Source organism: uncultured Parolsenella sp. (assembly GCF_934660935.1).
In the GTDB taxonomy this organism is placed as follows: domain Bacteria; phylum Actinomycetota; class Coriobacteriia; order Coriobacteriales; family Atopobiaceae; genus Parolsenella.
Window position 1 is genome coordinate 168,012 of the sequence record NZ_CAKUIH010000002.1, and the last position, 25,866, is coordinate 193,877.

Annotated in this window: 25 protein-coding genes; 24 read left to right on the forward strand and 1 reads right to left on the reverse strand. The window is 64.3% G+C overall.

The window, feature by feature from the left end:
- Positions 1-19: 19 nt before the first annotated feature.
- From alaS to Q0H23_RS01875, 24 genes are all read left to right on the forward strand, one after another.
- Positions 20-2,677, forward strand: coding sequence for an alanine--tRNA ligase (gene alaS, locus Q0H23_RS01760; protein ID WP_293835058.1), 2,658 nt, complete (start codon positions 20-22; stop codon positions 2,675-2,677).
- A gap of 66 nt (positions 2,678-2,743) precedes the next feature.
- Positions 2,744-3,166 carry a Holliday junction resolvase RuvX gene (gene ruvX / locus Q0H23_RS01765; protein WP_293815237.1) on the forward strand — a complete coding sequence of 141 codons (423 nt, stop codon included), beginning with the start codon at positions 2,744-2,746 and terminating at the stop codon, positions 3,164-3,166.
- A gap of 36 nt (positions 3,167-3,202) precedes the next feature.
- Positions 3,203-4,546, forward strand: coding sequence for an endolytic transglycosylase MltG (mltG, locus tag Q0H23_RS01770; protein ID WP_293835060.1), 1,344 nt, complete (start codon positions 3,203-3,205; stop codon positions 4,544-4,546).
- Positions 4,546-5,031 (forward strand): YqeG family HAD IIIA-type phosphatase, encoded by a 486-nt coding sequence (locus Q0H23_RS01775; protein ID WP_293835062.1) that lies wholly within the window; start codon positions 4,546-4,548, stop codon positions 5,029-5,031. Before mltG ends, Q0H23_RS01775 begins: the two co-directional genes overlap by 1 nt.
- An 8-nt stretch (positions 5,032-5,039) precedes the next feature.
- Positions 5,040-5,510: a prepilin peptidase gene (locus Q0H23_RS01780; RefSeq protein WP_293835065.1), complete on the forward strand. Its 471-nt coding sequence runs from the start codon at positions 5,040-5,042 to the stop codon at positions 5,508-5,510.
- Positions 5,511-5,579: 69 nt separating this feature from the next.
- Positions 5,580-6,143 (forward strand): shikimate kinase, encoded by a 564-nt coding sequence (locus tag Q0H23_RS01785; protein WP_293815243.1) that lies wholly within the window; start codon positions 5,580-5,582, stop codon positions 6,141-6,143.
- Positions 6,140-7,369, forward strand: coding sequence for a hypothetical protein (locus Q0H23_RS01790; protein ID WP_293835068.1), 1,230 nt, complete (start codon positions 6,140-6,142; stop codon positions 7,367-7,369). Before Q0H23_RS01785 ends, Q0H23_RS01790 begins: the two co-directional genes overlap by 4 nt.
- Positions 7,370-7,445: 76 nt before the next feature.
- On the forward strand, positions 7,446-8,570 hold the full coding sequence (locus Q0H23_RS01795; RefSeq protein ID WP_293835070.1) for a Xaa-Pro peptidase family protein: 1,125 nt from the start codon (positions 7,446-7,448) through the stop codon (positions 8,568-8,570).
- Positions 8,571-8,917: 347 nt separating this feature from the next.
- Positions 8,918-9,907 carry a PTS sugar transporter subunit IIB gene (locus Q0H23_RS01800; RefSeq protein WP_293835072.1) on the forward strand — a complete coding sequence of 330 codons (990 nt, stop codon included), beginning with the start codon at positions 8,918-8,920 and terminating at the stop codon, positions 9,905-9,907.
- A 15-nt stretch (positions 9,908-9,922) separates the two neighbouring features.
- Complete coding sequence (locus tag Q0H23_RS01805; RefSeq protein WP_293835074.1) at positions 9,923-10,738, forward strand: PTS mannose/fructose/sorbose transporter subunit IIC; 816 nt, start codon at positions 9,923-9,925, stop codon at positions 10,736-10,738.
- A gap of 18 nt (positions 10,739-10,756) precedes the next feature.
- A complete protein-coding gene (locus tag Q0H23_RS01810) occupies positions 10,757-11,677 on the forward strand; it encodes a PTS system mannose/fructose/sorbose family transporter subunit IID (RefSeq protein WP_293816015.1) in 921 nt (306 codons plus the stop codon).
- A gap of 91 nt (positions 11,678-11,768) precedes the next feature.
- Positions 11,769-12,143, forward strand: coding sequence for a DUF956 family protein (locus tag Q0H23_RS01815; RefSeq protein ID WP_293816017.1), 375 nt, complete (start codon positions 11,769-11,771; stop codon positions 12,141-12,143).
- A gap of 75 nt (positions 12,144-12,218) precedes the next feature.
- A complete protein-coding gene (gene efp, locus Q0H23_RS01820; RefSeq protein WP_293816019.1) occupies positions 12,219-12,785 on the forward strand; it encodes an elongation factor P in 567 nt (188 codons plus the stop codon).
- Between the two features lie 60 nt (positions 12,786-12,845).
- A complete protein-coding gene (locus tag Q0H23_RS01825) occupies positions 12,846-13,208 on the forward strand; it encodes an Asp23/Gls24 family envelope stress response protein (RefSeq protein WP_293816021.1) in 363 nt (120 codons plus the stop codon).
- Between the two features lie 5 nt (positions 13,209-13,213).
- Entirely contained in the window at positions 13,214-13,825 is a 612-nt protein-coding gene (nusB, locus tag Q0H23_RS01830) for a transcription antitermination factor NusB (protein WP_293835077.1), read from the forward strand.
- Between the two features lie 2 nt (positions 13,826-13,827).
- The gene (locus Q0H23_RS01835) at positions 13,828-14,046 is read left to right on the forward strand and encodes an exodeoxyribonuclease VII small subunit (RefSeq protein ID WP_293835080.1); all 219 of its coding nucleotides are present in this window, start codon (positions 13,828-13,830) and stop codon (positions 14,044-14,046) included.
- 395 nt (positions 14,047-14,441) lie between these two features.
- Complete coding sequence (gene dpaL, locus Q0H23_RS01840) at positions 14,442-15,656, forward strand: diaminopropionate ammonia-lyase (protein ID WP_293835082.1); 1,215 nt, start codon at positions 14,442-14,444, stop codon at positions 15,654-15,656.
- 149 nt (positions 15,657-15,805) lie between these two features.
- On the forward strand, positions 15,806-17,191 hold the full coding sequence (locus tag Q0H23_RS01845; RefSeq protein ID WP_293835085.1) for a YgeY family selenium metabolism-linked hydrolase: 1,386 nt from the start codon (positions 15,806-15,808) through the stop codon (positions 17,189-17,191).
- 133 nt (positions 17,192-17,324) lie between these two features.
- Entirely contained in the window at positions 17,325-18,524 is a 1,200-nt protein-coding gene (gene ygeW / locus Q0H23_RS01850; RefSeq protein WP_293835089.1) for a knotted carbamoyltransferase YgeW, read from the forward strand.
- A 241-nt stretch (positions 18,525-18,765) separates the two neighbouring features.
- A complete protein-coding gene (gene arcC, locus Q0H23_RS01855) occupies positions 18,766-19,707 on the forward strand; it encodes a carbamate kinase (protein ID WP_293835092.1) in 942 nt (313 codons plus the stop codon).
- Positions 19,708-19,860: 153 nt separating this feature from the next.
- Complete coding sequence (locus Q0H23_RS01860; RefSeq protein ID WP_293835095.1) at positions 19,861-20,871, forward strand: NTP transferase domain-containing protein; 1,011 nt, start codon at positions 19,861-19,863, stop codon at positions 20,869-20,871.
- On the forward strand, positions 20,868-22,235 hold the full coding sequence (hydA, locus tag Q0H23_RS01865; RefSeq protein WP_293835097.1) for a dihydropyrimidinase: 1,368 nt from the start codon (positions 20,868-20,870) through the stop codon (positions 22,233-22,235). Before Q0H23_RS01860 ends, hydA begins: the two co-directional genes overlap by 4 nt.
- Positions 22,236-22,464: 229 nt before the next feature.
- Complete coding sequence (locus tag Q0H23_RS01870; protein WP_293815535.1) at positions 22,465-22,845, forward strand: Rid family detoxifying hydrolase; 381 nt, start codon at positions 22,465-22,467, stop codon at positions 22,843-22,845.
- A 480-nt stretch (positions 22,846-23,325) separates the two neighbouring features.
- Positions 23,326-23,532: a cold-shock protein gene (locus tag Q0H23_RS01875; protein WP_293815537.1), complete on the forward strand. Its 207-nt coding sequence runs from the start codon at positions 23,326-23,328 to the stop codon at positions 23,530-23,532.
- Positions 23,533-23,747: 215 nt separating this feature from the next.
- On the opposite strand, the gene Q0H23_RS01880 is transcribed toward Q0H23_RS01875, so the two are convergent.
- The gene (locus tag Q0H23_RS01880) at positions 23,748-25,841 is read right to left on the reverse strand and encodes an LTA synthase family protein (protein WP_293835101.1); all 2,094 of its coding nucleotides are present in this window, start codon (positions 25,839-25,841) and stop codon (positions 23,748-23,750) included.
- Positions 25,842-25,866 lie beyond the last annotated feature (25 nt).

Genomic DNA, 25,866 nt, shown 5'->3' on the forward strand with positions numbered 1-25,866 from the left:
CCGATCGTAGGGGAGAGATATGAGCACCGCCGATTTCCCGTCCATGACCACCGCCGAGATTCGCTCGACCTTCCTCAAGTTCTTCGAGGAGCGCGGCCTGAAGCTGTATCCCAGCTCCTCGCTCGTCCCCGATGACCCCTCGCTGCTTCTTGCCAACGCTGGCATGAACCAGTTCAAGGAGTACTACCAGGGCAAGAAGACGATGAAGGAGATCGGCGCTTGCAGCTGCCAGAAGTGCGTGCGCACCAACGACATCGACTGCATCGGCGAGGATGGCCGTCACCTCTCCTTCTTCGAGATGCTCGGTGACTTCTCCTTCGGCGGAGTTTCCAAGGAGCAGGCCTGCGCCTGGGCCTTTGAGCTCATCACCGAGAAGTTCCACCTCCCGGTCGAGCGCCTCTACTTCACCATCTTCACGGATGACGACGAGACGCATGACGTCTGGCGCAGCCTCGGCGTCCCGGAGGACCACATCTCCCGCCTCGGCGAGGATGACAACTTCTGGGCCGCTGGCCCCACCGGCCCCTGCGGCCCCTGCTCCGAGATTTACTTCGACCAGGGCGAGGACGTGGGCTGTGGCAAGCCGGATTGCGCCCCCGGCTGCGACTGCGACCGCTTCCTCGAGTTCTGGAACCTCGTGTTCACCCAGTTCGACCGTCAGGAGGACGGCTCTCTGCCGGAGCTTCCGCACCGCAACCTCGACACGGGCATGGGCCTCGAGCGCATGGCCGCCATCATGCAGCACAAGAGCGCCAACTATGACGGCGACCTCATGCAGAGCCTCATCGCCCTCGGCGAGGAGATCTCCGGCAAGACCTATGACGCCAACGATTACTCCGGCGCCTCCCGCAGCCTCCGCATCATCGCGGACCACGCCCGCGCCGTTGACTTCATGATCTCCGACGGCATCCTGCCGGGCAACGAGGGTCGCGAGTACGTCCTTCGTCGCCTGCTTCGTCGCGCCGTGTTCCACGGTCGCCTGCTGGGCATCGAGGGCGCCTTCCTCACCAAGTTCATCGATGAGGTCAACCGCCTCATGGGCGAGGCCTATCCCGAGCTGCTCAAAAACGTCGCGCTCGTGAAGGGCATCGTCGCCGCCGAGGAGGAGCGCTTCTCCACCACGCTCGACACCGGGCGCACCTATCTCGACGAGGCCATCGCCGGTCTTGCCGAGGGTGCGGCCCTTCCGGGCGAGGTCGCCTTCAAGCTGCACGACACCTACGGTTTCCCCATCGACCTCACGGTCGAGATTTCCGCCGCCGCCGGTCACGACGTCGACATGGACGGCTTCGACGCCTGCATGACCGAGCAGAAGGAGCGCGCTCGCGCCAACGCCAACCGCGACGCCTGGGGTGACTTCAACAACGTCTGGACCGAGCTCTCTGATAAGCTCGCCGCCACCGAGTTCGAGGGCTATGACGCGAACGCCGTCGACGATGCCCGCGTCGTCGCCATCGTCACGAACGGCGAGTCCGTCGAGCGCGCCGAGGCCGGTGCCGACGTCGAGGTTATCCTCGACCGCACCCCGTTCTACGCCGAGATGGGCGGCCAGGTGGGCGATACCGGCACCATCAGCGCCGAGGGCGTCAAGCTCGAGGTGAGCGACACCAAGGGCCACAACGGCCTCTTTGCTCACATGGCTCACGTCGCCGAGGGCGCCATCTCCGTGGGCGACGTCGTCTGCGCCGCCATCGATGCCCACCGTCGCGAGCTCATCCGCCGCAACCACACCGCCACGCACCTGCTCGACGCCGCCCTCAAGACGGTTCTCGGCGAGCACGTCAGCCAGGCCGGCTCCCTTTGCGACGATTCGCGCCTGCGCTTTGACTTCACGCACTTCGAGGCCCTCACGGCCGAGCAGCTTCACGAGGTCGAGGACCTCGTGAACGTCGAAATCTTCGCCGCCAAGCCCGTCGTGACTCGCGTCTGCAGCATCGACGAGGCCAAGGAGGCCGGCGCCATCGCCCTGTTCGGCGAGAAGTACGGTGACGTCGTGCGCATGGTCTCCGTGGGCAACGAGGACCAGCCCTTCAGCCGCGAGCTGTGCGGTGGCACTCACGCCCGTAACTCCTCCGAGCTCGGTCTCTTCAAGATCGTCTCGGAGAGCTCGACCGGCTCCAACGTCCGTCGCATCGAGGCCGTGACGAGCCTTGGCGCACTTGCCTGGCTTGACGAGCGCAATGACGCCCTCGACGCCGTTGCCTCCGAGCTCAAGTGCCGCCCCGAGGACGCCGCCAGCCGCATCGCGGACATGAAGGCCGCCGCCCGTGACCTCGAGGGCAAGCTCAAGCAGGCCCTCCTCGGCGGTTCCTCTCACAAGATCCAGACGGCCATGGCCGCCGCTATCGATTGCGGCTCCTACAAGGCGGTCATCGCTCGCATGGACGGCCTGGAGGCCGGCCAGCTCCGCGAGGCCTGGGACGCCATCCGTGACAAGGCCACCGGCGACGTCGCGTGCTTCCTCGCCACGAACACGCCCGAGGGCAAGGTCGCGCTCCTCGCGGCCGCGACTGACGGTGCCGTTGCCGCCGGCTTCGGCGCTGGCGACGTGATTCGCAACGTCGCCGGCCACGTTGGCGGCCGTGGTGGCGGACGCCCGAACATGGCCCAGGCTGGCGGCAAGGATGCCTCCGGCATCGACGCCGCGCTCGCTGCCGCCCGCGAGATGCTCTCCTAGGGCTCGCGTGGCTTCGCTCACTCTTACATATGACCACCTCGCCGGTGCCGTCGCGGGAGCCCTCTCATGAGGGTCCTCGCGCTCGACATCGGCGAGGTGCGTATCGGCATCGCCGCGAGTGATGCCTCCGGCCGTGTCGCCAGCCCTGTGAAGGTGCTGCCTGCGGCCGAGGTTCTCTCGTGCGCGAAGACGTTCCGTCGCATCCTCGAGGACTATGAGCCCGAGGTCCTCGTCTGTGGGCGTCCCCAGACGATGTCTGGCGAGGACGGTCCCCAGGCGGAGCGCGTCATGGCTCAGGCTCGCTCCATCGCGGAAGCCTGCGACCTCCCGCTTGAGTTCGCCGACGAGCGCCTCTCCAGCTCGGAGGCAAAGAGGATCCTGCGTGAGCAGGGCCTCAACGAGAAGCAGATGCGTGGCAAGGTAGACATGATTGCCGCGTCCCTCTTCCTGCAGGCCTGGCTTGACTCGCGAGGGTCGGGCGACAGGTAGTCTACGCGCCCGCCGGCGCAGTTCGGAAGGTCACCTATGGCAGATTCTCAGAGGCATCGTCGAGGCTCCCACTTCTCGAGTGACGCGGCTTCTTCAGGCGCTCGTCGTGCGTCGCGTCCTACGGGTTCGGGCTCGCAGGTCTCTCCGTATGCCATAGGCTCTCGTCCGGCCGCCCCTTCCCGCGTTGCTGGCGCGCGCCCGGCTGCCGCCCGTTCCTCGCGTCCGGCTGTCGCCCGCTCCGCACGCCCCGCGAATGCGAGTCGCCGCTCTTCCGCCACTGGCATGCAGAGCCTCGCCACCCCTCGCACGCGCTCTCAGCGCGCCGCATCTGCCCGCGGTGGTCACTCGCACAAGGGTCCCGTTCTGGCTGCGGTAATCGTTCTCGTCGCAATCGTTGTTGCCGCTGTCGTCTTCGTGCCGCGCCTCCTCAAGAGGCCCAGCCAGGGAGATCTTCCCAACCAGGGCATGCAGGTTGAGGTCGTCATCGACGACGGGTCCGGAGCCATTGCCATCGCCTCGAAGCTCGAGGATGCCGGTGTCATCGCCAGCTCCGATGACTTCGTGGCCGAGGTCAGGAAGCAGGGGGCGGACTCTTCTCTCAAGAGCGGTGCCTACATGTTCACCGTGGGCCAGAGCTTTGACTCGATCATCGACCAGCTCGTATCCGGCCCCAATTCCACGAGCGGGGCGTTTACGATTCCGGAAGGCCTGACGGTCTCCCAGGCCGCGGCGGTCGTTTCCCAGACGTTCTCGAGCATCTCCTCTGACGATTTCCTCGCCCAGGCAAAGGCCTCCAACTACGTCGCGGACTACCCCTTCCTTGCCGACGCGCAGGATGACTCGCTCGAGGGCTTCCTCTGTCCCAAGACCTACAACTTCTCCGGCAAGTCGAACGTCACCGCGGACGACGTCATCCGCGCGATGCTCGACCAGTACAAGTCCGACGTCATGTCGCTCGACTTTGACAGCGCCAAGTCCCTGATCAAGGACCGCTACGGCATTGACATGAGCGACTATGACATCCTCAAGCTCGCGAGCATCATCGAGCGCGAGGCCGTGACGGATTCGCAGCGTCCCAAGGTCTCCTCCACGTTCTACAACCGCCTTAAGATCGGCATGGCGCTACAGAGCGACGCCACGATGATGTACGTCACCGGCGGAGAGGTCACGGCTGATGATCTCAAGCAGGACAGTCCCTACAACACCTACCTCAACAGCGGCCTCACCCCGACGCCCATCTGCTCACCCTCCATCGATTCGATCAAGGCGGCGCTCTCTCCGGACGAGACTGACTACCTGTACTTCTACATCACCCAGACCGACGAATGGTTCTCGGCTACCTATGACGAGCACCTGCAGGCAATCGAGGCGAATCGCTAATGGCACTGGTTAAGCCCTGGAGGCGCGAGCCTGACGTCGCGTCCATCGGCGTCGACGGCCTCGTCGAGGCTGGTGTCCGCTGCGTCCTGATCGACCGCGACAACACCGTCGTCCCGCGCGACACCAAGCAGGCCCCAAAGTCCGCCCTCGCATGGCTTGACTCCCTGCGCGCGGCGGGCATTAAGGTCTGCATGGTCTCGAACAACTTCCACTCCCGCGAGGTCGAGGAGAGCGCAAAGGAACTTGGCTGCGAGGTCGTGCACCATGCCATGAAGCCAGCGCCCTTCGCGGTGCGTCGCGCCCTCAAGCTCATGGGTGCCACCGCCGAAGAGGCGGTGCTTGTGGGCGATCAGGTCTTCACGGACGTCATGGCCGGCAACCTCGCTGGCGTGCGGCCCATCCTGGTTGACCCGCAGAGCACGACGGACCTCTGGTACACGCACATCTTCCGCGTCTTCGAACGTGCGATCGGCGCCCGGAAGTAACCTTGGGTATGGCGATCTGCGCGGCCTCGCTCGTCCTCGCCATGGGCGCCTCCCTTTGGGCCGCCGTGGTCGACGCCCGGGAGCGGACGATCCCCAACGCCGCATGCGTGGGTGTCGCCGCCGCCGGCCTCCTCTTGGGGCTGGTGCGTGCTCGGACGGGGCTGCTGCCCGCATTTCCGCCGCTTGCGCACTGTCTTGCCGCCGCCCTGTCCGAACTTGCCGCCGGGACGCTTCTTGAGCTGGGCTATCGCCGCCTCTCGGGCCATGTTGGCATGGGCCTGGGAGACGTCAAGTTCCTCTCCGCATGGGGCTGCCTCATTGGCGCTTGGAACCTCGTCGGGTTTGCGTTGGCGTGCCTCGCGGGCGCGCTGTTCTCCCTCGTTCGTGGCGATCGGACGTTCGCCCTTGGGCCCTGGCTTGCCGGCTCCTTCTGCCTCGTCGGAGTCGCCCTCGCCCTCACAGGTCTCACGGCTTGCTAGAATCGCATAGTGCGGTGCGTATGCTCCGGTGCAATCTGTCCTAAGCGAAGACCGAGGGAGGCGAAGACGATGACGGGGATGCCCACACTGCCGCAAGGCGACCATAAGCGTGCTCATCATGGCTGTGACCACGTCTTTTTCATCGGCTTTCTCGGCGCTGGCAAGACGACGGTCGCCCGTAACCTCGGCAACATGTTCCATCGTGACTTCGTCGACGTCGACCGCATGGTCGAGCGTGAGCTTCACGCGAGCGTCTCCCGCATCTTCGAGACGCGTGGCGAGGCGGCGTTCCGCGAGGCGGAGACTCGCTCGCTCGAGAGCCTTCGCGACAAGCGCAGCCTCCTTGTGAGCTGTGGCGGTGGCGTGATCGAATCCGAGGAGAACGCTCGCATCATGCGCGAGATGGGTAGCATCGTCTATCTAGATGGCACGCTCGAGGACTCGCTTCGTCAGATCCGCAGGCCGGATAAGCGCCCGGACCTCGGTGACGCCGAGCACGCTCGCGCGCTCTACGCGCATCGCCGTCCGCTCTACGAGGCGGCGTGCGACTATCGCGTGATTATTTCCGGAAAGACGTTCGAGGAGGTCGCCTACGAGGTGGGTGCCCTCCTTTGGGAGAAGGGACTCCTATGAGCGACCCTAAGAGTGACGAGTTGGAGCCCGAGCCCGTCGTCGTGCCCATCCGCCGCCAGTCCATCGTGCTGCGCTCTGGTGCCTGCGACATGCGCGTTGGTCCCGGCGTGGCAGACCAGCTCGGCCAGGCAACCAAGTCCGTCGCCGGCAAGCCCGGTCACACGCTCCTTGTCGCCGGCGACGACGTCTCTGGCGAGCTCGTGGAGCGCCTTCGACGCTCGCTCGTCGACGTGGGGTTCTCCGTCACCGTCCGCGAGGTCCCGTCTGGTCGCGAGAGCCGCAAGCTCGCCCACGCGATGCGCCTCTATGATGAGTTCGCTGCCGCGGGCGTGACGCCCGATGACCCGGTTGTTGTCGTCGGCGACGCGGACGTCCTCTCGCTCGTCCTCTTCGCCGCCGCCACCTGGCAAACGGGCTCTCCCGTCGTCTCCGTGCCGACGACGCTCGACGGCATGGTCGACGTCCCGGTGACGCCCCGCGCCATCGACTCCGCCTCCATGCCCGAGTCCCTGCGCACGCGCGCCAACCTGCGCTTCTCGCTCTGTGACACCGACCTTCTCCCCGCGGCCGCGGATGACCCCACCACGCTCATGGCGTATGCCGTGCTCGTTGCCGGCGCCGTCGCGGCGGGGGAGAGCGCCTTCTCTGACCTCGCGGTTCGTGCGGATGGCATCGTCTCCGCGGACGCTGCCACGCTCGTCGACGAGATTCTCGACATCACCAAGGCTCGCACGCGCGTCGCGAGCTCCACGGCGCTCGCCATGCGTCAGGGCATACTCTATGGCCTGTCCGTGGGGCGCGCCCTTGGCGCTTGTCTGGCGGAGCAGGACGACAAGGGCGGCCAGCTCGCCGTTGAGCGCGAGGTCTGCGAGGGCCGTCTGCTTGCCGAGGGCCTCCGCATCTCCGCACGCCTCGCTGCGGCTCGCCAGGCTCCTGACCAGGCGGTCGTTGACCTCGTCTTCGCGCAGGACGGCCTGCTCGAGAAGCTCGGCCTGCCGGAGGTCGCCTGCAACGTCGATCCTGAACGCCTGCTCGAGGCCCTGCGCGCGGACGAGTTCGCACATTCCAATCGCTTCATGCCCGCACTTCCCCTCGGTTTTGGCCGCGTGAGGCTTTGCTCCGTCGAGGACGAGACTCTGCTCGCGCATCTCTCCGGCTGGTGCCGCGCTCGTAGGAAGCTCGCGCGAAGGCTCGCCAGGCAAGCCGAGGAGGCCGCCACCAAATAGCAAGGCCCGCGCGCCGTCTCCCGAGGCGGCGCTACGTCCGTTCATACGCTTATAAAACCCGTGGAAAGGGATTCACATGGCAGATGAGAAGTCTTGCGCCAAGCGCGTCGCCCGCCTTCGCGAGCTCATGGAGGAGCGTGGCTATGACGCCGTCGTCCTCCGCAACAACCCGGACCTCCGCTGGCTCACCGGCTGCGAGCGTACCTTCGATGACGAGACGGCCCACACCGTCGTGATCACCGCCGATCGCCAGATGCTCCACACCGACTCCCGCTACTACAACACTTTCTGCGAGCGCCTTGGGCCCGATACCGCCTGGGAGCTCGATGAGTCGCCGGTCACCGGCGAGCTCTGGGCCGCTGCCTGCGTCGTCGCTGCCCGCGCCCGCGTGGTCGCCGTCGAGGACACCTGCACGCTTGCCTTCTATGACGAGTTCAAGCACCAGCTCGCCGCCCACTCCGTTGCCCCTGCAACCCCGCGCCTGCACGGCGACCTCGTGAACATCCGCGCCGTCAAGGATGCCGAGGAGATCGACCTCATGTGCCAGGCGCAGAAGATCACCGACGATGCCTTCACGCACATCTGCGGCTACATCAAGCCCGGCATGACCGAGCAGGAGATCCGCGCCGAGCTCGAGAACTACATGCTCTCTAACGGTGCGAGCGCGCTTTCCTTCGGATCGATCATCGCCGGCGGCCCCAACGGTGCCAACCCCCACGCCCAGCCGGGCCCTCGTCCCGTCCAGGAAGGCGACATGATCGTCATGGACTACGGCTGCTGCGTCGCTGACTACCACTCTGACATGACCCGTACGGTCTGCCTGGGCGAGCCCTCCGAGGAGCAGCGTCACGTCTATGACGTCGTGCGCCGCGCCCACGAGGAGTGCGCCGCCATGGCGCGCGCCGGCGTCATCGGTAAGGACGTCTACGACCACTCCGTCAAGGTCATCTCTGACGCCGGCTATGGCGACTACTACAAGCACGGCCTTGGCCACGGCGTTGGCGTGGAGATTCACGAGGAGCCGAACTTCAACCGCCGCAACCTCGACCCGATTCCCGCGGGTGCCGTCATCACGATCGAGCCGGGTATCTATCTGCCGGGCAAGTTCGGCGTCCGCCTCGAGGACTTCGGCGTGGTGACCGAGGACGGTTATGAGCCGTTCACCGAATCGACCCATGACCTCGTGGTCATTCCGTGCTAATAGGCGTTCCCTAGGAGAGACTCTGACCTGTGGAGAGTTGAGTTATTTCAGGCTTGTTAATCCTCGGACCTGGCGGAACTATTCCGCAAACGGTTGCTTAGATGACCACATGCGAGTGAACATTACCTGACATATCAGGCTTATTCAGCCCGACTACCGATGCTAAAGGTGCTGGTAGTCGGGTTGATGCTTCTATAAGGAAAATAGCTTACTGTAACATATATACCTTTCAAGAATGTGGAGAAACCGAACGTAAAACCAAGCTCAATTTTTCTCCACAGTTAAAGCTTTAACCACTATCATTGCGTTTGGTCCAAATGGACCCCATATCTGCATGGGAGGTAGGAATGGTAGGCATCGTCCTAGCAAGTCATGGCGAGCTTGCGGCAGGCGTGCGGCAGACGAGCTCCATGGTCTTTGGTGACCAGGAGAACGTTGCCGTCGTGAGCCTCGAGCCCTCCATGGGCCCTGATGACTTCAGGGCCAACCTCGAGAAGGCAGTCGCCACTCTCGAGGACCAGGAGCAGGTCCTGTTCCTGGTCGACCTTTGGGGAGGCACGCCGTTCAACCAGACGACCGCCTTCGCCAAGGGCCACGACACTTGGGCAATCGTGACGGGCCTCAGCTTGCCGATGGTCATCGAGGCCTTCTCGGCACGCTTTGATTCGTCCAAGACCGCCCACGAAATCGCGGCGCACATCGTTGGCGAGGCGCGCAAGGGCGTTTGCGTTCTGCCCGAGGAGCTCGAGCCCGCACCCGAGGTCAAGGCGGCTCCTGCCGCCAAGGCCGGTGCCATCGCGCCGGGGACCGTGCTTGGCGACGGCAAGATCGACATCGCCGCCGTCCGCATCGACACGCGTCTGCTCCATGGTCAGGTGGCAACCGCCTGGACCAAGCAGATCGCCCCGAACCGCATCATCGTGGTCTCCGATGGCGTCGCTCACGACGAGCTGCGCAAGACCATGATCGAGCAGGCGGCGCCTCCGGGAGTCCCGGCAAACGTCGTGCCCATCAACAAGATGGTCGAGGTCGCCAAGGACCCGCGCTTCGGCGCCACCAAGGCGTTCCTGCTCTTCGAGACCCCGCAGGACCTCCTCAGGTGCATCGAGGGTGGCGTTGACATCAAGAAGGCCAACATCGGCTCCATGGCGCACTCCGTGGGCAAGGTCGTGGTCACCAACGCTATCGCTATGGGCGAGGATGACGTGAAGACCCTCGAGGAGCTCAAGGCCAAGGGTGTCGAGCTCGAGGCCCGCAAGGTTCCGTCTGACTCCTCTGAGGACATCGACGCAATGCTCAGGAAAGCCAAGGCCGAGTTGGCCGAACAGGCAAAGTAAGGGAGGGTCTAACACATGTCTCCGATTACCATCGCGCTCGTCGCAATCGTTGCCCTGCTTGCAGGCATGGAGGGCATCCTTGACGAGTTCCAGTTCCATCAGCCGCTAGTCGCGTGCACGCTGATCGGCCTCGTCACGGGCCACCTCCAGGAGGGCATCCTTCTTGGCGGTTCGCTCCAGATGATGGCTCTCGGCTGGGCGAACATCGGTGCCGCCGTCGCCCCTGACGCGGCCCTCGCCTCAGTCGCCTCCTCGATCATCATGGTGCTCGCCCTCAATGGCGGCACCGTCGACTCCTCCACGGCCATCACGGCCGCCATCGCCGTGGCCGTGCCGCTGTCCGTCGCCGGCCTCTTCCTGACGATGATCTGCCGCACCATCGCGACCGCCATGGTCCACGGCATGGACGCGTGCGCCGAGAAGGGCGACTTTGCGGGCATCGAGCGTTGGCAGGTCGCCGGCATCCTCATGCAGGGCGTCCGCATCGCCATCCCCGCCGTCATGCTCTGCATCATCCCGGCCGAGGCCGTGACCAACGTCCTCAACGCCATGCCCAGCTGGCTCTCCGGCGGCATGGCTGTCGGTGGCGGCATGGTCGCTTCCGTCGGTTACGCCATGGTCATCAACATGATGGCCACCAAGGAGACCTGGCCGTTCTTCATCCTCGGCTTCGTCCTCGCCGCCATTTCGCAGCTGACGCTCATCGCCCTCGGCCTCATCGGCATCTCGCTCGCCCTCATCTACCTCGGCCTCAAGGACATGGCCAAGCAGGGCGGCGGTAACGGTGGGTCCGGCGACCCGCTCGGCGACATCCTGAACGACTACGAGTAGGAAGGGGGAGTGATCACCATGGCAGAGAATAAGGTTCAGCTTACTAAGTCCGACCGACAGAAGGTCTGCTTCCGTCACCAGTTCCTCCAGGGCTCGTGGAACTACGAGCGCATGCAGAACGGCGGTTGGTGCTTCTCGATGATCCCCGCGATCAAGAAGCTCTACACCGACAAGGACGACCAGATCGCCGCCCTGAAGCGCCACCTCGAGTTCTACAACACACACCCCTACGTGTCCGCGCCGGTCATCGGCGTCACGCTTGCCCTCGAGGAGGAGCGCGCTAACGGCGCCCCCATTGACGACGTCGCCATCCAGGGCGTGAAAGTTGGCATGATGGGCCCGCTCGCCGGCGTCGGCGACCCGGCCTTCTGGTTCACCCTTCGCCCGATCCTCGGCGCCCTGGGCGCTTCCATCGCGCTCTCCGGCAGCATCATGGGACCGCTTCTGTTCTTCTTCGCGTGGAACATCATCCGCTACGCGTTCCTCTGGTACACGCAGGAGTTTGGCTACAAGGTGGGTTCCTCCATCGCCAAGGACCTCTCCGGCGGCCTCATGGGCAAGGTGACCGAGGGCGCCTCCATCCTCGGCATGTTCATCATCGGTTCGCTCGTCGAGCGCTGGGTCTCGATCTCCTTCACCCCGATCGTCTCCCAGATCACGCAGTCCGAGGGCGCCTACATCGACTGGGCGAGCCTGCCCGCCGGTTCTGAGGGCGTCAAGGAAGCTCTGACGGCGTATAGCTCGATCGGCGCCACTGCACTTGACCCGGTCAAGACCACCACGCTCCAGGCAAACCTCGACCAGCTCATTCCTGGTCTCGCAGCTGTCGGCCTGACGCTTCTGGTCTGCAAGCTCCTCAAGAAGAAGGTCAGCCCGATCGTCATCATCCTCGCCCTGTTCGCCGTGGGCATCGTGGGCCGTCTGCTCGGCTTCATGTAGGATATGAGACGCTCATAGCGTCCTAGCAGGCCGCACCCCTGGCGCTAGCTGGTGGGTGCGGCCTTTTCGTCAAACGCCTAAGGAGACAAGCATGGTCCAGTCTCAGAACACGAAGGTCGACTACACGGAGAGGGCCTCGTCGCTCTCTGGGCTCACCACCTATGGCGACGTTATGGTTGGCGACCGCGCGTTCGAGTTTTACAACGAGCGCAACAAGGAGGATTTCATCCAGATCCCGTGGGATGAGGTCGACTACGTGGCCGCGGAGGTCCTGCCCGGGAAAAAGATCGCCCGATTCGCGATCTTTACCAAGGAAAATGGGCATTTCGACTTCTCGACGCGCGATAACAAGGCGACGCTGCGCGCCATGAGGGAGCATCTTCCGGAGGACCTTCTGCAGAGGAGCCCGTCGCTCCTCGACGTTCTCAAGGCAGGCGTGCGGAGTTTGTCGCGTTTGGGCCGCTAGCCCGCGAGGTGATATAATCCATCAGTCGTATGCGTAACGGCCCGAGAGGGCAGCAATAAGAAAGTGAGTCGCCAGATGCAGCAGATCAGCACCGCCGAGTTCAAGAACGGCATGGGTCTCAAGATCAAGGATAAGATCTACACCCTCGTCGAGTTCCAGCACGTCAAGCCCGGTAAGGGTGGCGCCTTCGTCCGTTACAAGATCAAGGACCTCCGCTCCGGCCGTGTCATCGGCGACCAGACCTGCAACGCTGGCTCCAAGTTCGACTCCGTCATGCTCTCCACCAAGGAGATGCAGTATCTCTACAACGACGGTGACAACTACTACTTCATGGACATGGAGACCTACGAGCAGATCCCCGTCCCCGCTGACTTCATCGGCGAGAACTCCAAGTGGCTCAAGGAGAACGACACCTGCCAGCTGATGTACGCTGACGACGACCTTCTCACCGTCCAGCCGCCGATGTTCATCGAGGTCGAGATCACCAAGACCGACCCGGGCTTCAAGGGCGACACCGTCCAGGGTGGCGGCAAGCCTGCCACCGTCGAGACCGGCGCTGTCATTCAGGTCCCGATGTACCTCAACGAGGGCGAAGTCATCAAGGTCGACACTCGCGAGGGCAAGTTCGTCGCGCGCGTCTAGCACAAACCCACGGCCACGCCACCCGGCGTGGCCTCGCTTCCCTCATGGAAAGGGGCAGGCATGAGCAATGAGCTGAGAATCGCCGGCATGGGCGTGTCGAAGAACGTCATCTCCCAGATTGTGGGCACTGCCGCGGAGAAGGTCGAGGGTGTCGCTGCCATCTATGGCCAGGACATCGCGCGCGGCCTCATCGCCATGCTCACGTCAAAGCCCCAGCCCACCACCAACGCCGTCGAGTGCTCGGTCGCGGATGACGACTCTCTCGTCATCACCGTTCGTCTCGTCGTGTTCTTCGGCTACCCGTTCACCAAGCTGGCCGCCGAGGTCCGTTCTGCCGTCGCCAACGCCGTTGACGCGCAGATTGGCGTTCGCGTCTCGAGCATTGACGTCTGCATCGACGAACTCATCTTCCCCAAGGAGTAGGTCCCTTGTCTTCTAGCTCTCGTATCGTCGGGCGCACGCTCGCCCGCTGCCAGGCCCTTCAGCTGCTCTTCCAGGCCGAGGCCTGTGGTCGCAGCGTCGCCGATGTCCTCGCTGGTGACTACGTGCTCTCCGAGGGTCCCCTCGTCGAGTACGGCGAGCAGCTCGCTCGCGGTACCGATGAGCACCGCGCCGAGCTCGACCACGTCCTTTCCGGTGCCGCCCGCAACTGGAGCATCTCCCGCATGTCCGCGACGGACCGCAACCTTCTGCGCGTCGCCCTGTACGAGATTCTCTTCGAGGATGACGTCGACAAGGCCGTCAGCATCGACGAGTGCGTCGAGCTTGCGAAGGCCTTTGGCAGCTCGGATGAGTCCTCCCGTTTCGTGAACGGCGTTCTCGGCCGTGTCGCCGCGGATATCGACAACGGCGTTGACGTGATCGAGGTCGCTCGCAAGAACTACGAGGACTCCGCAGCGGAGCTCGCCTCGGCCGCCTATGGCGACGAGGATGACTGCGAATACGCCCCGGAGGAAGGCTTCGCGCCTGAGCACGAGGACTTCTACGACGGCGATTACAAGGCCTCTGACGTGCCCGAGTGGGCCCGAGAGGGCGAGTAGCCATGGCTTCCAAGCCGGACACCTCAAGTTACGAGCGCTTCTCGGACGTGACTGACCGTCTCGACGAGATTGTTGCCACGGTGCGCGACAAGGGCACCTCGCTCGAGCGTTCGCTTGACCTGTTCGACGAAGCCATCGCTCTTGGCACGAGGGCTGTCGATCTTGTCGACAAGGCCGCCTTCTCCCCCGAGGAGCGCGAGCGCCTGGTCGACGAAAGTTGACAAAGGGACAGTCCCTTTGTCAACCTGCAAGAGGGACTGTCCCTTTTTCAGGTCTTGCCGCACAATTTGCGAAGTAACCAAGCGAGCCGCGATTGCGGCTCGTTTGCTATCTAGCGGGGTAGGGGTGTGCCGCTCGCCTGTATCCCGTGCCCGTCGCTCATCTCCCGCGTTCGTCGCTCCTATCCAAGCTATTTGTCTGGTTTATGTTGCGCGTCTCCGTTCACGCTTGAAAACCGTACGTTCGCCAATCGGCACAATTCCTGCCTTGATTCGAACAAGAAGTATGGTTTCATATGGAATAACAAACTAATTGTTTGGTTCGCAAACAATTAGTCGGTCATTCGGCGGGTGAGGTTCCCGCTGTGCTAGTCGGTCGCGACGGAAAGGACGCAAACGTGAGCGAGAGGATCGAATGGGCTGTTAACGAGATGCCCAAGAGCGATGACGCGCACCTCGGCATCATGTCCCTGGAGAACGTCAAGAAGGCCTGCGCCTTCCACGAGAGCTTCCCCCAGTATTCTGTGACGCCGCTTGCTTGCCTCGATCAGCAGGCCAAGCGCCTCGGTATCGCCGGCCTTGCCGTGAAGGACGAGTCGTATCGCTTCGGCCTCAACGCCTTCAAGGTCCTCGGTGGCTCCTTCGCGATGGCCAACTACATCGCCGACGAGACCAACAAGGACGTCGCAGATTGCACCTACGACTACCTCACCTCCGACGAGCTCGCGCGCGACTTCGGCCAGGCCACCTTCTTCACCGCCACTGACGGCAACCATGGCCGCGGCGTTGCCTGGGCTGCCAACAAGCTCGGCCAGAAGGCCGTCGTCCACATGCCCAAGGGTTCCACGAAGCCCCGCTTCGACAACATCGCCGCCGAGGGTGCCAAGGTCACCATCGAGGAGGTCAACTACGACGAGTGCGTCCGCATGGCTGCCGCCGAGGCTGACGCCTGCGAGCGCGGCGTGATCGTCCAGGACACCGCCTGGGAGGGCTACGAGAAGATCCCGTCCTGGATCATGGAGGGCTACGGCACCATGGCCTCAGAGGCTGCCGAGCAGCTCGCCGAGGCTGGCGTCGAGCGCCCGACCCACGTCTTCGTCCAGGCTGGCGTCGGTTCGCTCGCCGGTGCCGTCGTGGGCTACTTCACCAACCTCTTCCCGGACAACCCGCCCATCTTCGTCGTCGCCGAGTGCGCCCCGGCCGCGTGCCTCTACAAGGGTGCCAAGGCTGGCGACGGCGAGCCCCGCATCGTCGGCGGCGACATGCCGTCCATCATGGCCGGCCTCTGCTGCGGCGAGCCCAACATCCTCGGCTGGGACATCCTGCGCAACCACGTCCGCGCCTTCGTCTCCTGCCCTGACTGGGTGACCGCTCGCGGCATGCGCGTCCTCGGCGCCCCCGAGAAGGGCGACCCGCGCGTCATTTCCGGCGAGTCTGGCGCCGTCACGAGCGGCCTCGTCATGACGCTCATGCAGGACCCGGAGTACGCCGAGCTCAAGGAGGCCATCGGCCTCGACGAGAACAGCTCCGTCCTCTGCTTCTCCACCGAGGGCGACACTGATCCCGAGCAGTATCGTAGGATCGTCTGGGAGGGCGAGTACCCCACCTTCTAGGGCGCTCCGCTCGAACCGGCCTCGCCGCGAGAGTTTCTTTCGCGCAGGTCCGGCCTCACCGCGAGGACTTCCTTACTAACTGCGGGCGCCCCAGGAGTGGCGCCAAGTGATTCCAGGTAAAAGGGCCATCCAACAGAAAGGTTGCAGACATGGCTAAGCAGCTCGATTACGACCTCATCAAGAAGACCGCTGAGGACTACGGCAAGGACATGACCGCGTTCCTTCGCGCCATGATCAGCCACCCGTCCGAGTCCTGCGAGGAGGGCGAGGTCGTCGCCTGCATCAAGGCCGAGATGGAGAAGCTCGGTTTCGACGAGGTCAAGGTCGACGGCCTTGGCAACGTCATGGGCTTTATGGGCGACGGCGACAAGATCATCGCCATCGACTCCCACATCGACACCGTTGGCATCGGCAACATCGAGAACTGGGACTTCGACCCGTACAAGGGTTTCGAGGACGACGAGCTGATCGGCGGCCGTGGTGGCTCCGACCAGGAGGGTGGCATGGCCTCCGCCACCTACGCTGCCAAGATGATGAAGGACCTCGACCTCATCCCCGAGGGCTACAAGGTCATGGTCGTCGGCACCGTCCAGGAAGAGGACTGCGACGGCATGTGCTGGCAGTACATCTACAACGTTGACGGCATCAAGCCCGAGTTCGTCATCTCCACCGAGCCCACCGACGGCGGCATCTACCGTGGTCACCGCGGCCGCATGGAGATCCGCGTCGACGTTCACGGCACCTCCTGCCACGGCTCTGCCCCCGACCGCGGCGACAACGCCATCTACAAGATGGCCGACATCATCGCCGACGTCCGCAAGCTCAACAACAACGGCTGCGACGAGTCGACCGACGTCAAGGGCCTCGTGAAGATGCTCGACCCGAAGTACAACCCGGATCACTACGAGGACGCCCGCTTCCTCGGCCGCGGCACCTGCACCGTCTCCCAGATCTTCTACACTTCTCCGTCCCGCTGCGCCGTCGCCGACTCCTGCGCTATCTCCATCGACCGCCGCATGACCGCCGGCGAGACCTACAAGTCCTGCCTGGAGGAGGTTGAGAACCTCCCGGCCGTCAAGAAGTACGGCGAGGACGTCAAGGTCTCCATGTACATGTATGACCGTCCGTCCTGGACCGGCGAGGTCTACGAGACCGAGGCCTACTTCCCGACGTGGATCAACAAGGAGACCGCTCCGCACGTCAAGGCCCTCGTCGACGCCCACAAGGCCCTCTTCGGCGATGAGCGCATCGGCTGCGAGAAGTCCATGGACAAGCGTGCCGGCCGCCCGCTGTGCGACAAGTGGACCTTCTCCACGAACTGCGTCTCCATCCAGGGCCGCTACGGCATCCCCTGCGTCGGCTTTGGTCCCGGCGCCGAGTCCCAGGCCCACGCTCCCAACGAGGTCACCTACAAGCAGGACCTCCCGACCTGCGCCGCCCTCTACGTCGCCGCTCTGAACCTCTACGAGCCCAGCGCCGAGATGGACAACGCCACCACCTACCGCGCCGAGCTCACCGACAACGACATCAAGTAGCTCGACTCCGCGGAAACCTGCAAAAGGGACAGTCCCTTTTTCAGGTCCCCCGTCACACGACAACTGACAAAGGGACAGTCCCTTTGTCAACTCCCCAGCCATACACACGCAATTCGATCCGAGAGGACATAACATGAGCGAGATCAGCCAGTACACCGACATGCTTTCCGGCCTCGACTTCAAGGGCATGTACCAGAGCGACTTCCTGCACACCTGGGACAAGACCACCGACGAGCTCCGCGCCCTCTACGCGGTCGCCGCCGCCCTCCGCAACCTCCGCGAGCGCAACATCTCGTCCAAGATCTTCGACTCCGGCCTCGCCGTCTCCCTCTTCCGCGACAACTCCACGCGCACCCGCTTCTCCTTCTCCAAGGCCACGAACCTCCTCGGCCTCGAGCTCCAGGACCTCGACGAGAAGAAGTCCCAGATCGCCCACGGCGAGACCGTCCGCGAGACCGCCACGATGATCTCCTTCATGGCTGACGTCATCGGCATCCGCGACGACATGTATATCGGCAAGGGCGACGCCTACATGCAGGAGGTCTCCGACTCCGTGGCGCAGGCCTACGAGGATGGCGTCCTCGACCACCGTCCGACGCTCATCTCCCTCCAGTCCGACTCCGACCACCCGACGCAGTCCTCCGCCGACATGCTCTACCTCATCGAGGAGTTCGGCGGCCTTGAGAACCTCCGTGGCAAGAAGGTTGCCGTGACCTGGGCCTACTCGCCCTCCTACGGCAAGCCGCTGTCCTGCCCGCAGTCCCTCATCAGCCTGCTCCCGCGCTTCGGCATGGACGTCACCCTGGCTCACCCCGAGGGCTACGACCTCATGGGCGACCGCGTCGAGGCCGCCAAGAAGTACGCCTCTGAGAACGGCTGCACCTTCAACCAGGTCAACACCATGGAAGAGGCCTTCGAGGGCGCCGACATCGTGATCCCGAAGTCCTGGGCTCCCTACGCCGCCATGGAGCGCCGCACCAACCTCTACGCGGAGGGTGACGACGCCGGCATCGCCGCGCTCGAGAAGGAGCTCCTCGCCCAGAACGCCACGCACAAGGATTGGTGCTCCACGACTGACCTCATGGCTAAGACCGCCAACGGCCAGGACACCATCTTCATGCACCCGCTGCCCGCTGACATCTCCGGCGTCTCCTGCGAGCACGGCGAGGTCATGGCTGACGTCTTCGACATGCACCGCGTTGGCATGTACAAGGAGGCCTCCTACAAGCCCTACGCGATCGCCGCGATGATCTTCCTGCAGAAGGTCGCCAACCCGATCGAGACCCTTCAGGCTCTTGAGGCTGCCGCCACTCCCCGCTGGTACCAGGCCTAATGCCCCCCGCCGCCTGCGTCCGCGGTCTGAGCGCGGACGCAGGACCGAGGCCTGCTACCTAGACAGAGCCGGTTCTCCGGCACTACCGCCGCCAATACCACTGACAGGCGAAGGTCCAGGGTCGCGCGTTTCGTTTCGGGCGAACGCGCGACCCTAGGGACAGCTTTATCAATTTTCAGGGCCGCGCAATCGTGCGCCCATATCTTGCAGGGCCGAGGCGCCCTCAAGGATCGGAGTCGATATGTCCAAGCGAATCGTCGTCGCCCTTGGCGGCAACGCTCTCGGCAACAATCTTCCTGAGCAGGCCGTCGCCGTCCGTGTGACCAGCCAGGCGATCGTGGATCTCATCGAGCAGGGCAACGAGGTCGTCGTTGTCCATGGCAACGGTCCCCAGGTCGGTATGATCGCCAACGCCATGACCGAGCTCACGCGCTCTAATCCGGAGAAGTACATCCCGTGCCCGCTTTCCGTCTGCGGTGCCATGAGCCAGGGCTATATCGGCTATGACCTGCAGAACGCACTGCGCGAGGAGATGGAGCGCCGCGGCATTGCCAAGGGCGTCGCCACCGTCCTCACCCAGGTCGAGGTCGACCCGGAGGATCCCGCGTTCTCCAACCCGACCAAGCCCATCGGCTCCTTCATGACGAAGGAGGAGGCCGAGGTCCTTCACCGCGATCGCGACTATGACTTCATGGAGGACTCTGGCAGGGGTTATCGCCGTGTCGTCGCCTCTCCGAAGCCCAAGCGCATCGTCGAGCTCGACACGATCACCTCGCTCGTCCAAGCGAACCACATCGTCATCGCCTGCGGTGGTGGCGGCATCCCGGTGCTTCCCACCGGTGACCACCACCTCAAGGGTGCCGCGGCTGTCATCGACAAGGACTTCGCCGCCGAGCTTCTCGCCGAGTCCCTCGACGCGGACTACCTCGTGATCCTCACCGCGGTCGAGAAGGTGGCCGTGCGCTTTGGCAAGCCCGACGAGCGCTGGCTCGACGAGCTCACGCCCGCCGAGGCCCACGAGCTTGCCGAGGCAGGCGAGTTTGGCAAGGGTTCGATGGAGCCCAAGGTCCTCGCGTGTGCGAAGTTCGCCGAGAGCAAGCCTGGCCGCTCCGCCCTCATCACGCTGCTCGAGAAGGCCAAGGACGGTCTTGCCGGCAATACCGGAACCACCATCCGCGCCTAAGAGCGAATGCCGCGTGCGTGGCCTCGGGGGAGGTCACGCACGCTTGCTTTTCGGAGACTTGCGCGCCCTCGCCTGCGGACCGTGGTTGTCCGTTTGCGAAAACAACGCGTGAACGCTGATTAATTGTCAGCTTCGTTTGGGATAATGGGTGACATGAGACCAAGCGTAAGAACATACCTAGTTAATGACGAGGGCGAGCGCGTCTTCGGTCCCGGTCCCGCGGAGCTGCTGCGTCGCATCCGCGAGTGCGGGAGCCTCCGCGCCGCCTCGATATCCATGGGCATGGCCTACACCAAGGCCCTGGCCCTCGTCCGTACGGCTGAGAAGGGTCTGGGCTCCCCGCTGACCACCCGCGTCGTGGGCGGCGCCGGTGGTGGCGGGTCTACGCCCACGCCGGAGGCGGATGCCCTCCTCGCTGCGTACGAGCGCTGGACCGCTTCGGTGAACTCCGCCGCCGGCGCGCAGTTTGACGCAGCGTTTCCGCATGGGACGGTGGCCGTTTCGTCCGCGGGCGCGGATTCGGTTTCGGGCGAAGGCCGCGTCGTTGGCGCCGCCGTGCTCGCCGCCGGTCACTCGGTGCGCTATGGCAAGAACAAACTCGTGGAGCCCCTTCTTGGCGAACCCGTGGTTGCCCGCACCATCGATTGCGTGCCCGCCGGCATGCCCATCGTCGTGGTGTCCGCCACGCCTGAGGTCGATGCTATCGCGAACGCCCGCGGCATAGAGCGTGTTCGTCCGGATGGCTTTGACGAGGACGTCGCCGCTACGCTCGGGCAATCCGCTTCCGTGCGTGCTGCGGCCGCCTTTGCCCGTGACGCTGGGTGGGACGCATGCCTGTTCCTACCGGGAGACCAGCCCCTCGTCGAGCACGGGAGCGTCACTCGCATGCTTGGGGTCTCCGCGCTGCGGCCGGATGTCCTCGTGCGCCTTTCCTGGCGCGGCCGCCCCGCTTCCCCGGTGTTGTTCCCCAGCAACTTCTATGAAGCACTTTCGAGCGTCGAGGGTGATGCTGGTGGGAGCTCGGTCGTGGGGGAGGGCGACGTCTGTGTGAGTGTCGAAGCGTCGCTTCCGTGGGAGCTTTGGGATATCGACACGCCCGATGACCTCGGGCGTGCCCGTGAGATTCTGGAAAGTGGACTTGGACGTGGAGGGAGTTGCCAATGATCATCATCAAGGGCGGAACCCTAGTTTGCCCCGACGGGCTACGCGTGGGTGATGTGGCTCTGGAGGGTGACAAGATCGTCCGCATCGCGGCTTCGATCGAGGCCGGCGATGGCGATGAGGTTGCTGACGCTGCGGGCTGCTGGGTCTTCCCGGGTTTCATTGACGCCCACACGCACATGCAGTGCTGGACGGGCATCGACTGGACGGCGGATAGCTTCGAGACGGGCACCCGCGCCGCTGCCTGCGGTGGCACCACCACCATCGTTGACTACGCCACGGCCGATCGCGGCGTGACCATGCCGGACGCTCTGGCGGAGTGGCATAAGCGCGCGGATGGCACCTGCACGTCAAACTATGCCTTCCACATGGCGATCGCGGAGTGGAACGAGCGCAACCACGAGGACCTCGCTGCGATGCGCGCTGGCGGCGTCAGCTCCTTCAAGACCTACTTCGCCTATGACCATCTGCGCCTTGATGACGCGGAGACCCTTGAGGTGCTCGAGGCCCTGAAGCCGTTTGGCGGCACGCTCTGCGTCCACTGCGAGAACGGCACCCTCGTCGACGCCCTCCAGAAGCGCGTGTACGAGGCTGGCATTCACGGACCGGAAGGTCATCCTCTGAGCCGTCCTGCCGAGTGCGAGGCCGAGGCCGTAAGCCGCCTGCTCTACCTCGCCCACCTCGCGGGAGACGCGCGCGTGAATGTGGTGCACCTCTCCACGAAGCTTGGCCTCGAGGCCATTCGCGCCGCCAAGGCGCGCGGTCAGAAGAACATCTTCGTCGAGACTTGCCCTCAGTACTTGCTGCTTGATGACACGTGCTTCACGCGTAGGGGAGAGGACGGTCTCGAGGGCCTCGAGTTCGTCATGAGCCCGCCTCCGCGCAAGCCGTCTGACCGCGCGGCACTTCGCCAGGCGCTGCTCGACGGCGAGATCGACACCATCGCCACGGATCACTGCAGCTTCAACCTCCATGGGCAGAAGGATCGCGGCGTGGATGACTTCCGCGCCGTCCCCAACGGCGGCGCGGGCGTCGAGCACAGGCCCGCGCTCATCGCGACGACGTTCGAGGGCCAGCTTGGCCCCACGGACCTCTGCCGCCTCATGAGCGAGAACCCCGCCCGCGTCTTTGGCATGTGGCCTCGCAAGGGTTGCCTGGCGGAGGGTTCGGATGCGGACGTCTGCGTCTGGGATCCGTCCGTCGAGTGGACCATCTCGGCGAAGACCCAGCACCAGAACGTCGACCACACCCCGTACGAGGGTTTTGTCTGCCACGGCAGGGTGCGCCTCACCTACGTGAACGGCGTACTCGCGGCGCGTGACGGCGAGCCGACGGGGGCGACACCGGGCACGTACGTTCCGCGTTAGTCGCGAGTCGGCGGCGGGCGCGGTGCCGGGCGCGTGCGTCCCGCGCTGGCAGCGAGCCGGCTGTGGGCACGTTCGTCCCGCGCTGACTGCGTGCGCGGTTTCGGGCGCGGCACCAACTTGAGCACTAAAAGCTGGTCCTTTCGCCGTTCGAGTCATTGACAAGGGGCCTTCTTTATCGTTAAGCTTCTAAACAACGATAGGCAATATCGTCAAACAAAAGGAGAATCACATGTCCATCGAAGCCGTCGTCACTGACAAGGCCCCCGCTGCTGTGGGTCCGTACTCCGCCGCCACCAAGTCCGGCAACTGCATTCACGTTTCTGGTCAGCTCCCCGTTGACCCCGCCACCGGCGAGTTCGCTGGCGACGACATCCAGGCCCAGACCCGTCAGAGCCTGACCAACGTCAAGAACGTCCTCGAGGCTGCCGGTGCCACCATGGCCGACGTCGCCGAGACCGTCGTTCTCCTCGACTCCATCGCTGATTTTGGCGCCATGAACGAGGTCTACGCCGAGTTCTTCGCCGCTCCGTATCCGGCTCGCGCCGCCTTCGAGGTTGCCGCCCTCCCCAAAGGTGCCAAGGTCGAGATCAAGGCTGTCGCCTACCTGTAATGGGTTGTTGTCCAGCTAAATGGGCCACTGCCCTCTAGTGGCGTTGTCTCTTGTCTGCAATGAGACTTAGCCGGCGTTCGGATTCACCTCCGAGCGCCGGCTTTTTGTTTTTCGTGTCCGCTACTCCTCAAAACCTGAAAAAGGGACAGTCCCTTTTTCAGGTTTTAGTGTGATGATCGACGGTGATGCACGGTTTAGCTTCATCGAGACATGCGTTATTTAGAGTTAAGAATGAGAATCAGGCCCCATAACTCGAAGAAACGCATGTCTCGGCGGCGGCGTGTCGGAGCTGCCGGGCGTTGCGTTGCGTCCGCGGGTGCATTTATACCGTTCGCGAGAGCTCTACGCATTTTCGGTTTCTCGTCCGTAGCGGCTGGTTGCTGGGGTAGACTATTCCCTGTTGACCATCTGGTCGCAAGTTATGTTCAGCGCGCAAGCGCAGTGTTGCCCTCGGAGGGGCAAACGAAAGAAAGGCACGTCATGGCTCAGGGTACTGTTAAGTGGTTCAATCCGGACAAGGGCTACGGCTTCATCTCTCGCGAGGACGGCGACGACCTGTTCGTCCACTACTCCGAGATTCAGATGGACGGCTTCAAGACCCTCGACGAGGGCCAGGCTGTCGAGTTTGACATCACCACTGGTCAGAATGGCAAGCTCCAGGCCTCCAACGTCCGTAAGAGCGCTTAATTAACGTCTTACATACGCTTGGGTGAGGGGACGTCCGAAAGGACGCCCCCTCTTTTTTGTGCGGACTGGTAGTGCGTATCAGCCGCTAAATCATGCGCACCTGCTGCGTTGTGCGCGCCGGTCATGCGTGCTGGCTGCTGTGCGTGCTCGTGTGAGCTTCGGCCGCGGAGAGCGCGTCGGGCACCGGCCGCGGAAGACGCGCGGACGTGGCCCCGCTACTGCACGTGCTCGGCGAAGCGGTGGTACTGCACGCGGGCGAGCTTGAGGTAGGCGTCGCGGGCACGCGCGGCTGGGTCGCCGTTGGGATCGGCGCCGGCAAGCGTCTTGAGGCCGCCCGTCGCATGGTGACGGTCCTCGACATCCGTGTACGAGAGTGCGCCAATCGTCGGCATCGACAGGCGTGCGCCCAGCTGCGCCTCCTGATAGCCCGAGAGGGGAGCGCCGACGGCGTCGAGGGCGAGCGCCCCCAGCGTGCTCGAGGAGGCCTCCTCGACGCGCATGCTTCCAGCGCCCGCCACGTCATAGTTCGCCCAGACGAGGTAGTTGGTGAGGTACGTGCGCGCTCCGTGGGTCTGGTCGGCCTCGTCCGGGAACATGGCATCGTTGACGGCGGCAGAAACGCTTGCCTGATGGTCTCCGAAAAAGACAAGGAGCACCGGTCGGTCGAGCTTGCGCAACTCTCCGATAAACCACTCGAGGTCGCGATCCGAGGCGTCAATACACGCGAGGTATTCGTTGAGCTCCGCCGCCTGCGACTCGTCTAGGTAGTCAGGCTCGTAGCCGCGCAATAGGCCCGGATCGATGTTGTTCTGGTCGTAGCTGCTGTGATTCTGCATCGTCACGTCGAAGATAAACTGCGGGTTGCTCGAGCCGCGCAGGCGCCCGAGGACCTCCTCGTACGTGGCTGCGTCGGTGACGCCGCTGTGGAACTGCGGCGCGTCCTCGAACCTGTCGATGGTGAGGAACTCGTCAAACCCAAAGCCGGCGTAGATACCCTCGCGGTTCCAGTTCGTGCCGAGGTTGGGGTGAATCGCGCACGTGTCATAGCCCAGGCTCGACAGCTGAGAGGCGAGGTTGTCCGTCGTCGAGAGGTCGTAGAGCGTATACGGATACGCGCCTTTGCCGAGGTATCCCAGGGTATTGCCGGTGAGGAACTCGAACTCCGTGTTGCAGGTCCCGCCTGCGTAGGTGGAGACGGCGAGCTGCCCGCGCACGAGCGCGTCGTCGATCGAGTTGAAGTACGCGGGACCCTCGTAGCCCACGCCTAGCCCGTCGTAGAGAGACATGTCGCTGAAGCTCTCGTTCATCACGCACACGATGCTTGGGCACGTCTCCGCGAACTGGGCTTGCGCGGCGGCGCGAGCGTCCGAGTCGACGCTCGACGCGTGGTCGTCTGTCAGCTCCTGTTCGTCTGCGACGGCCTGCGCGGAGGAGTAGCCGGCGGGGCGAGGAATCTCGAGGTCCTGAGCCGCGGCGATGAAGCTCGTGATGGCTCCGTAGCGCTCGTAGCTGCGAGCGGTGTCCCATCCGTCGACGTGTACGCCGAGCACGACGCCAAAGTCCACGAACGCGACCACCGCCACGAATGAGCCCACGCATGCTGCCGCGACGCCGAGGTTGCCGGCGACGGCGAGCTTGCGCCGGCGGGGCACGCGACCCTTCTCGGAAGCCGCCTCCTTGCACCGGCGAGGCGCGCGGCCCTTCTCGGAATCTGCCTCGCGTCCGTGCATGAGCGAGCAGAGACACCAGCCAACTGCGGCGATGGCGATGCCGAGAATTACTGTGCCGTCGACCTTATAGACGTAGCCGCCTGCGACGGACATCGCCGTGGCCATGCCGAGGACGTCTGACGGCAGGATCGCGGTGCCCTTATGGACGCGCACGAAGTACTGGGCGAGGCCCATCGCGCAGAAGACGCCGATGCCGATGCCGGCGCCAATGCCCCTGCGTTGGAAGACGAGGTAAAGGGCAAGGAGCGCGAGCAAGGCAAACCCGGCTTCGAGCGCGAGGAACTTCGGCTCGACGGCGAGGTTGCCGCGGCACCAGCTGACCTCGAGCGCGAACGCTGCGGCGACGCTGGCGGCGACGAGTAGCCCGGCGTCTGCCAGGTAGGACCCCCGAACCCTATCGCGGGAGAGCGTGACCAGCGCGCACGCACCAACGACTGCGGCGGCGGCAACAGAGCAGCTGGCGACCGTCACGGCGTCTCCCTCGACCAGGCCGAGTGCGAGCCAGATGACGAGCGCGAGAGCCAGCACGGGATACGGCAGCGCCCAGACGAGGGTGGCGCGAGACGGGCGCTCGCGCATCGAACGGTCCTTGTCCGCGCTGCTG

Excerpts from the sequence above, each read along its gene's own strand:
- alaS (WP_293835058.1), top strand. The coding sequence starts at position 20 with ATGAGCACCGCCGATTTCCCGTCCATGACCACCGCCGAGATTCGCTCG.
- ruvX (WP_293815237.1), top strand. The coding sequence starts at position 2,744 with ATGAGGGTCCTCGCGCTCGACATCGGCGAGGTGCGTATCGGCATCGCC.
- mltG (WP_293835060.1), top strand. The coding sequence starts at position 3,203 with ATGGCAGATTCTCAGAGGCATCGTCGAGGCTCCCACTTCTCGAGTGAC.
- Q0H23_RS01775 (WP_293835062.1), top strand. The coding sequence starts at position 4,546 with ATGGCACTGGTTAAGCCCTGGAGGCGCGAGCCTGACGTCGCGTCCATC.
- Q0H23_RS01780 (WP_293835065.1), top strand. The coding sequence starts at position 5,040 with ATGGCGATCTGCGCGGCCTCGCTCGTCCTCGCCATGGGCGCCTCCCTT.
- Q0H23_RS01785 (WP_293815243.1), top strand. The coding sequence starts at position 5,580 with ATGACGGGGATGCCCACACTGCCGCAAGGCGACCATAAGCGTGCTCAT.
- Q0H23_RS01790 (WP_293835068.1), top strand. The coding sequence starts at position 6,140 with ATGAGCGACCCTAAGAGTGACGAGTTGGAGCCCGAGCCCGTCGTCGTG.
- Q0H23_RS01795 (WP_293835070.1), top strand. The coding sequence starts at position 7,446 with ATGGCAGATGAGAAGTCTTGCGCCAAGCGCGTCGCCCGCCTTCGCGAG.
- Q0H23_RS01800 (WP_293835072.1), top strand. The coding sequence starts at position 8,918 with ATGGTAGGCATCGTCCTAGCAAGTCATGGCGAGCTTGCGGCAGGCGTG.
- Q0H23_RS01805 (WP_293835074.1), top strand. The coding sequence starts at position 9,923 with ATGTCTCCGATTACCATCGCGCTCGTCGCAATCGTTGCCCTGCTTGCA.
- Q0H23_RS01810 (WP_293816015.1), top strand. The coding sequence starts at position 10,757 with ATGGCAGAGAATAAGGTTCAGCTTACTAAGTCCGACCGACAGAAGGTC.
- Q0H23_RS01815 (WP_293816017.1), top strand. The coding sequence starts at position 11,769 with ATGGTCCAGTCTCAGAACACGAAGGTCGACTACACGGAGAGGGCCTCG.
- efp (WP_293816019.1), top strand. The coding sequence starts at position 12,219 with ATGCAGCAGATCAGCACCGCCGAGTTCAAGAACGGCATGGGTCTCAAG.
- Q0H23_RS01825 (WP_293816021.1), top strand. The coding sequence starts at position 12,846 with ATGAGCAATGAGCTGAGAATCGCCGGCATGGGCGTGTCGAAGAACGTC.
- Q0H23_RS01835 (WP_293835080.1), top strand. The coding sequence starts at position 13,828 with ATGGCTTCCAAGCCGGACACCTCAAGTTACGAGCGCTTCTCGGACGTG.
- Q0H23_RS01845 (WP_293835085.1), top strand. The coding sequence starts at position 15,806 with ATGGCTAAGCAGCTCGATTACGACCTCATCAAGAAGACCGCTGAGGAC.
- ygeW (WP_293835089.1), top strand. The coding sequence starts at position 17,325 with ATGAGCGAGATCAGCCAGTACACCGACATGCTTTCCGGCCTCGACTTC.
- arcC (WP_293835092.1), top strand. The coding sequence starts at position 18,766 with ATGTCCAAGCGAATCGTCGTCGCCCTTGGCGGCAACGCTCTCGGCAAC.
- Q0H23_RS01860 (WP_293835095.1), top strand. The coding sequence starts at position 19,861 with ATGAGACCAAGCGTAAGAACATACCTAGTTAATGACGAGGGCGAGCGC.
- hydA (WP_293835097.1), top strand. The coding sequence starts at position 20,868 with ATGATCATCATCAAGGGCGGAACCCTAGTTTGCCCCGACGGGCTACGC.
- Q0H23_RS01870 (WP_293815535.1), top strand. The coding sequence starts at position 22,465 with ATGTCCATCGAAGCCGTCGTCACTGACAAGGCCCCCGCTGCTGTGGGT.
- Q0H23_RS01875 (WP_293815537.1), top strand. The coding sequence starts at position 23,326 with ATGGCTCAGGGTACTGTTAAGTGGTTCAATCCGGACAAGGGCTACGGC.
- Q0H23_RS01880 (WP_293835101.1), bottom strand. The coding sequence starts at position 25,841 with ATGCGCGAGCGCCCGTCTCGCGCCACCCTCGTCTGGGCGCTGCCGTAT.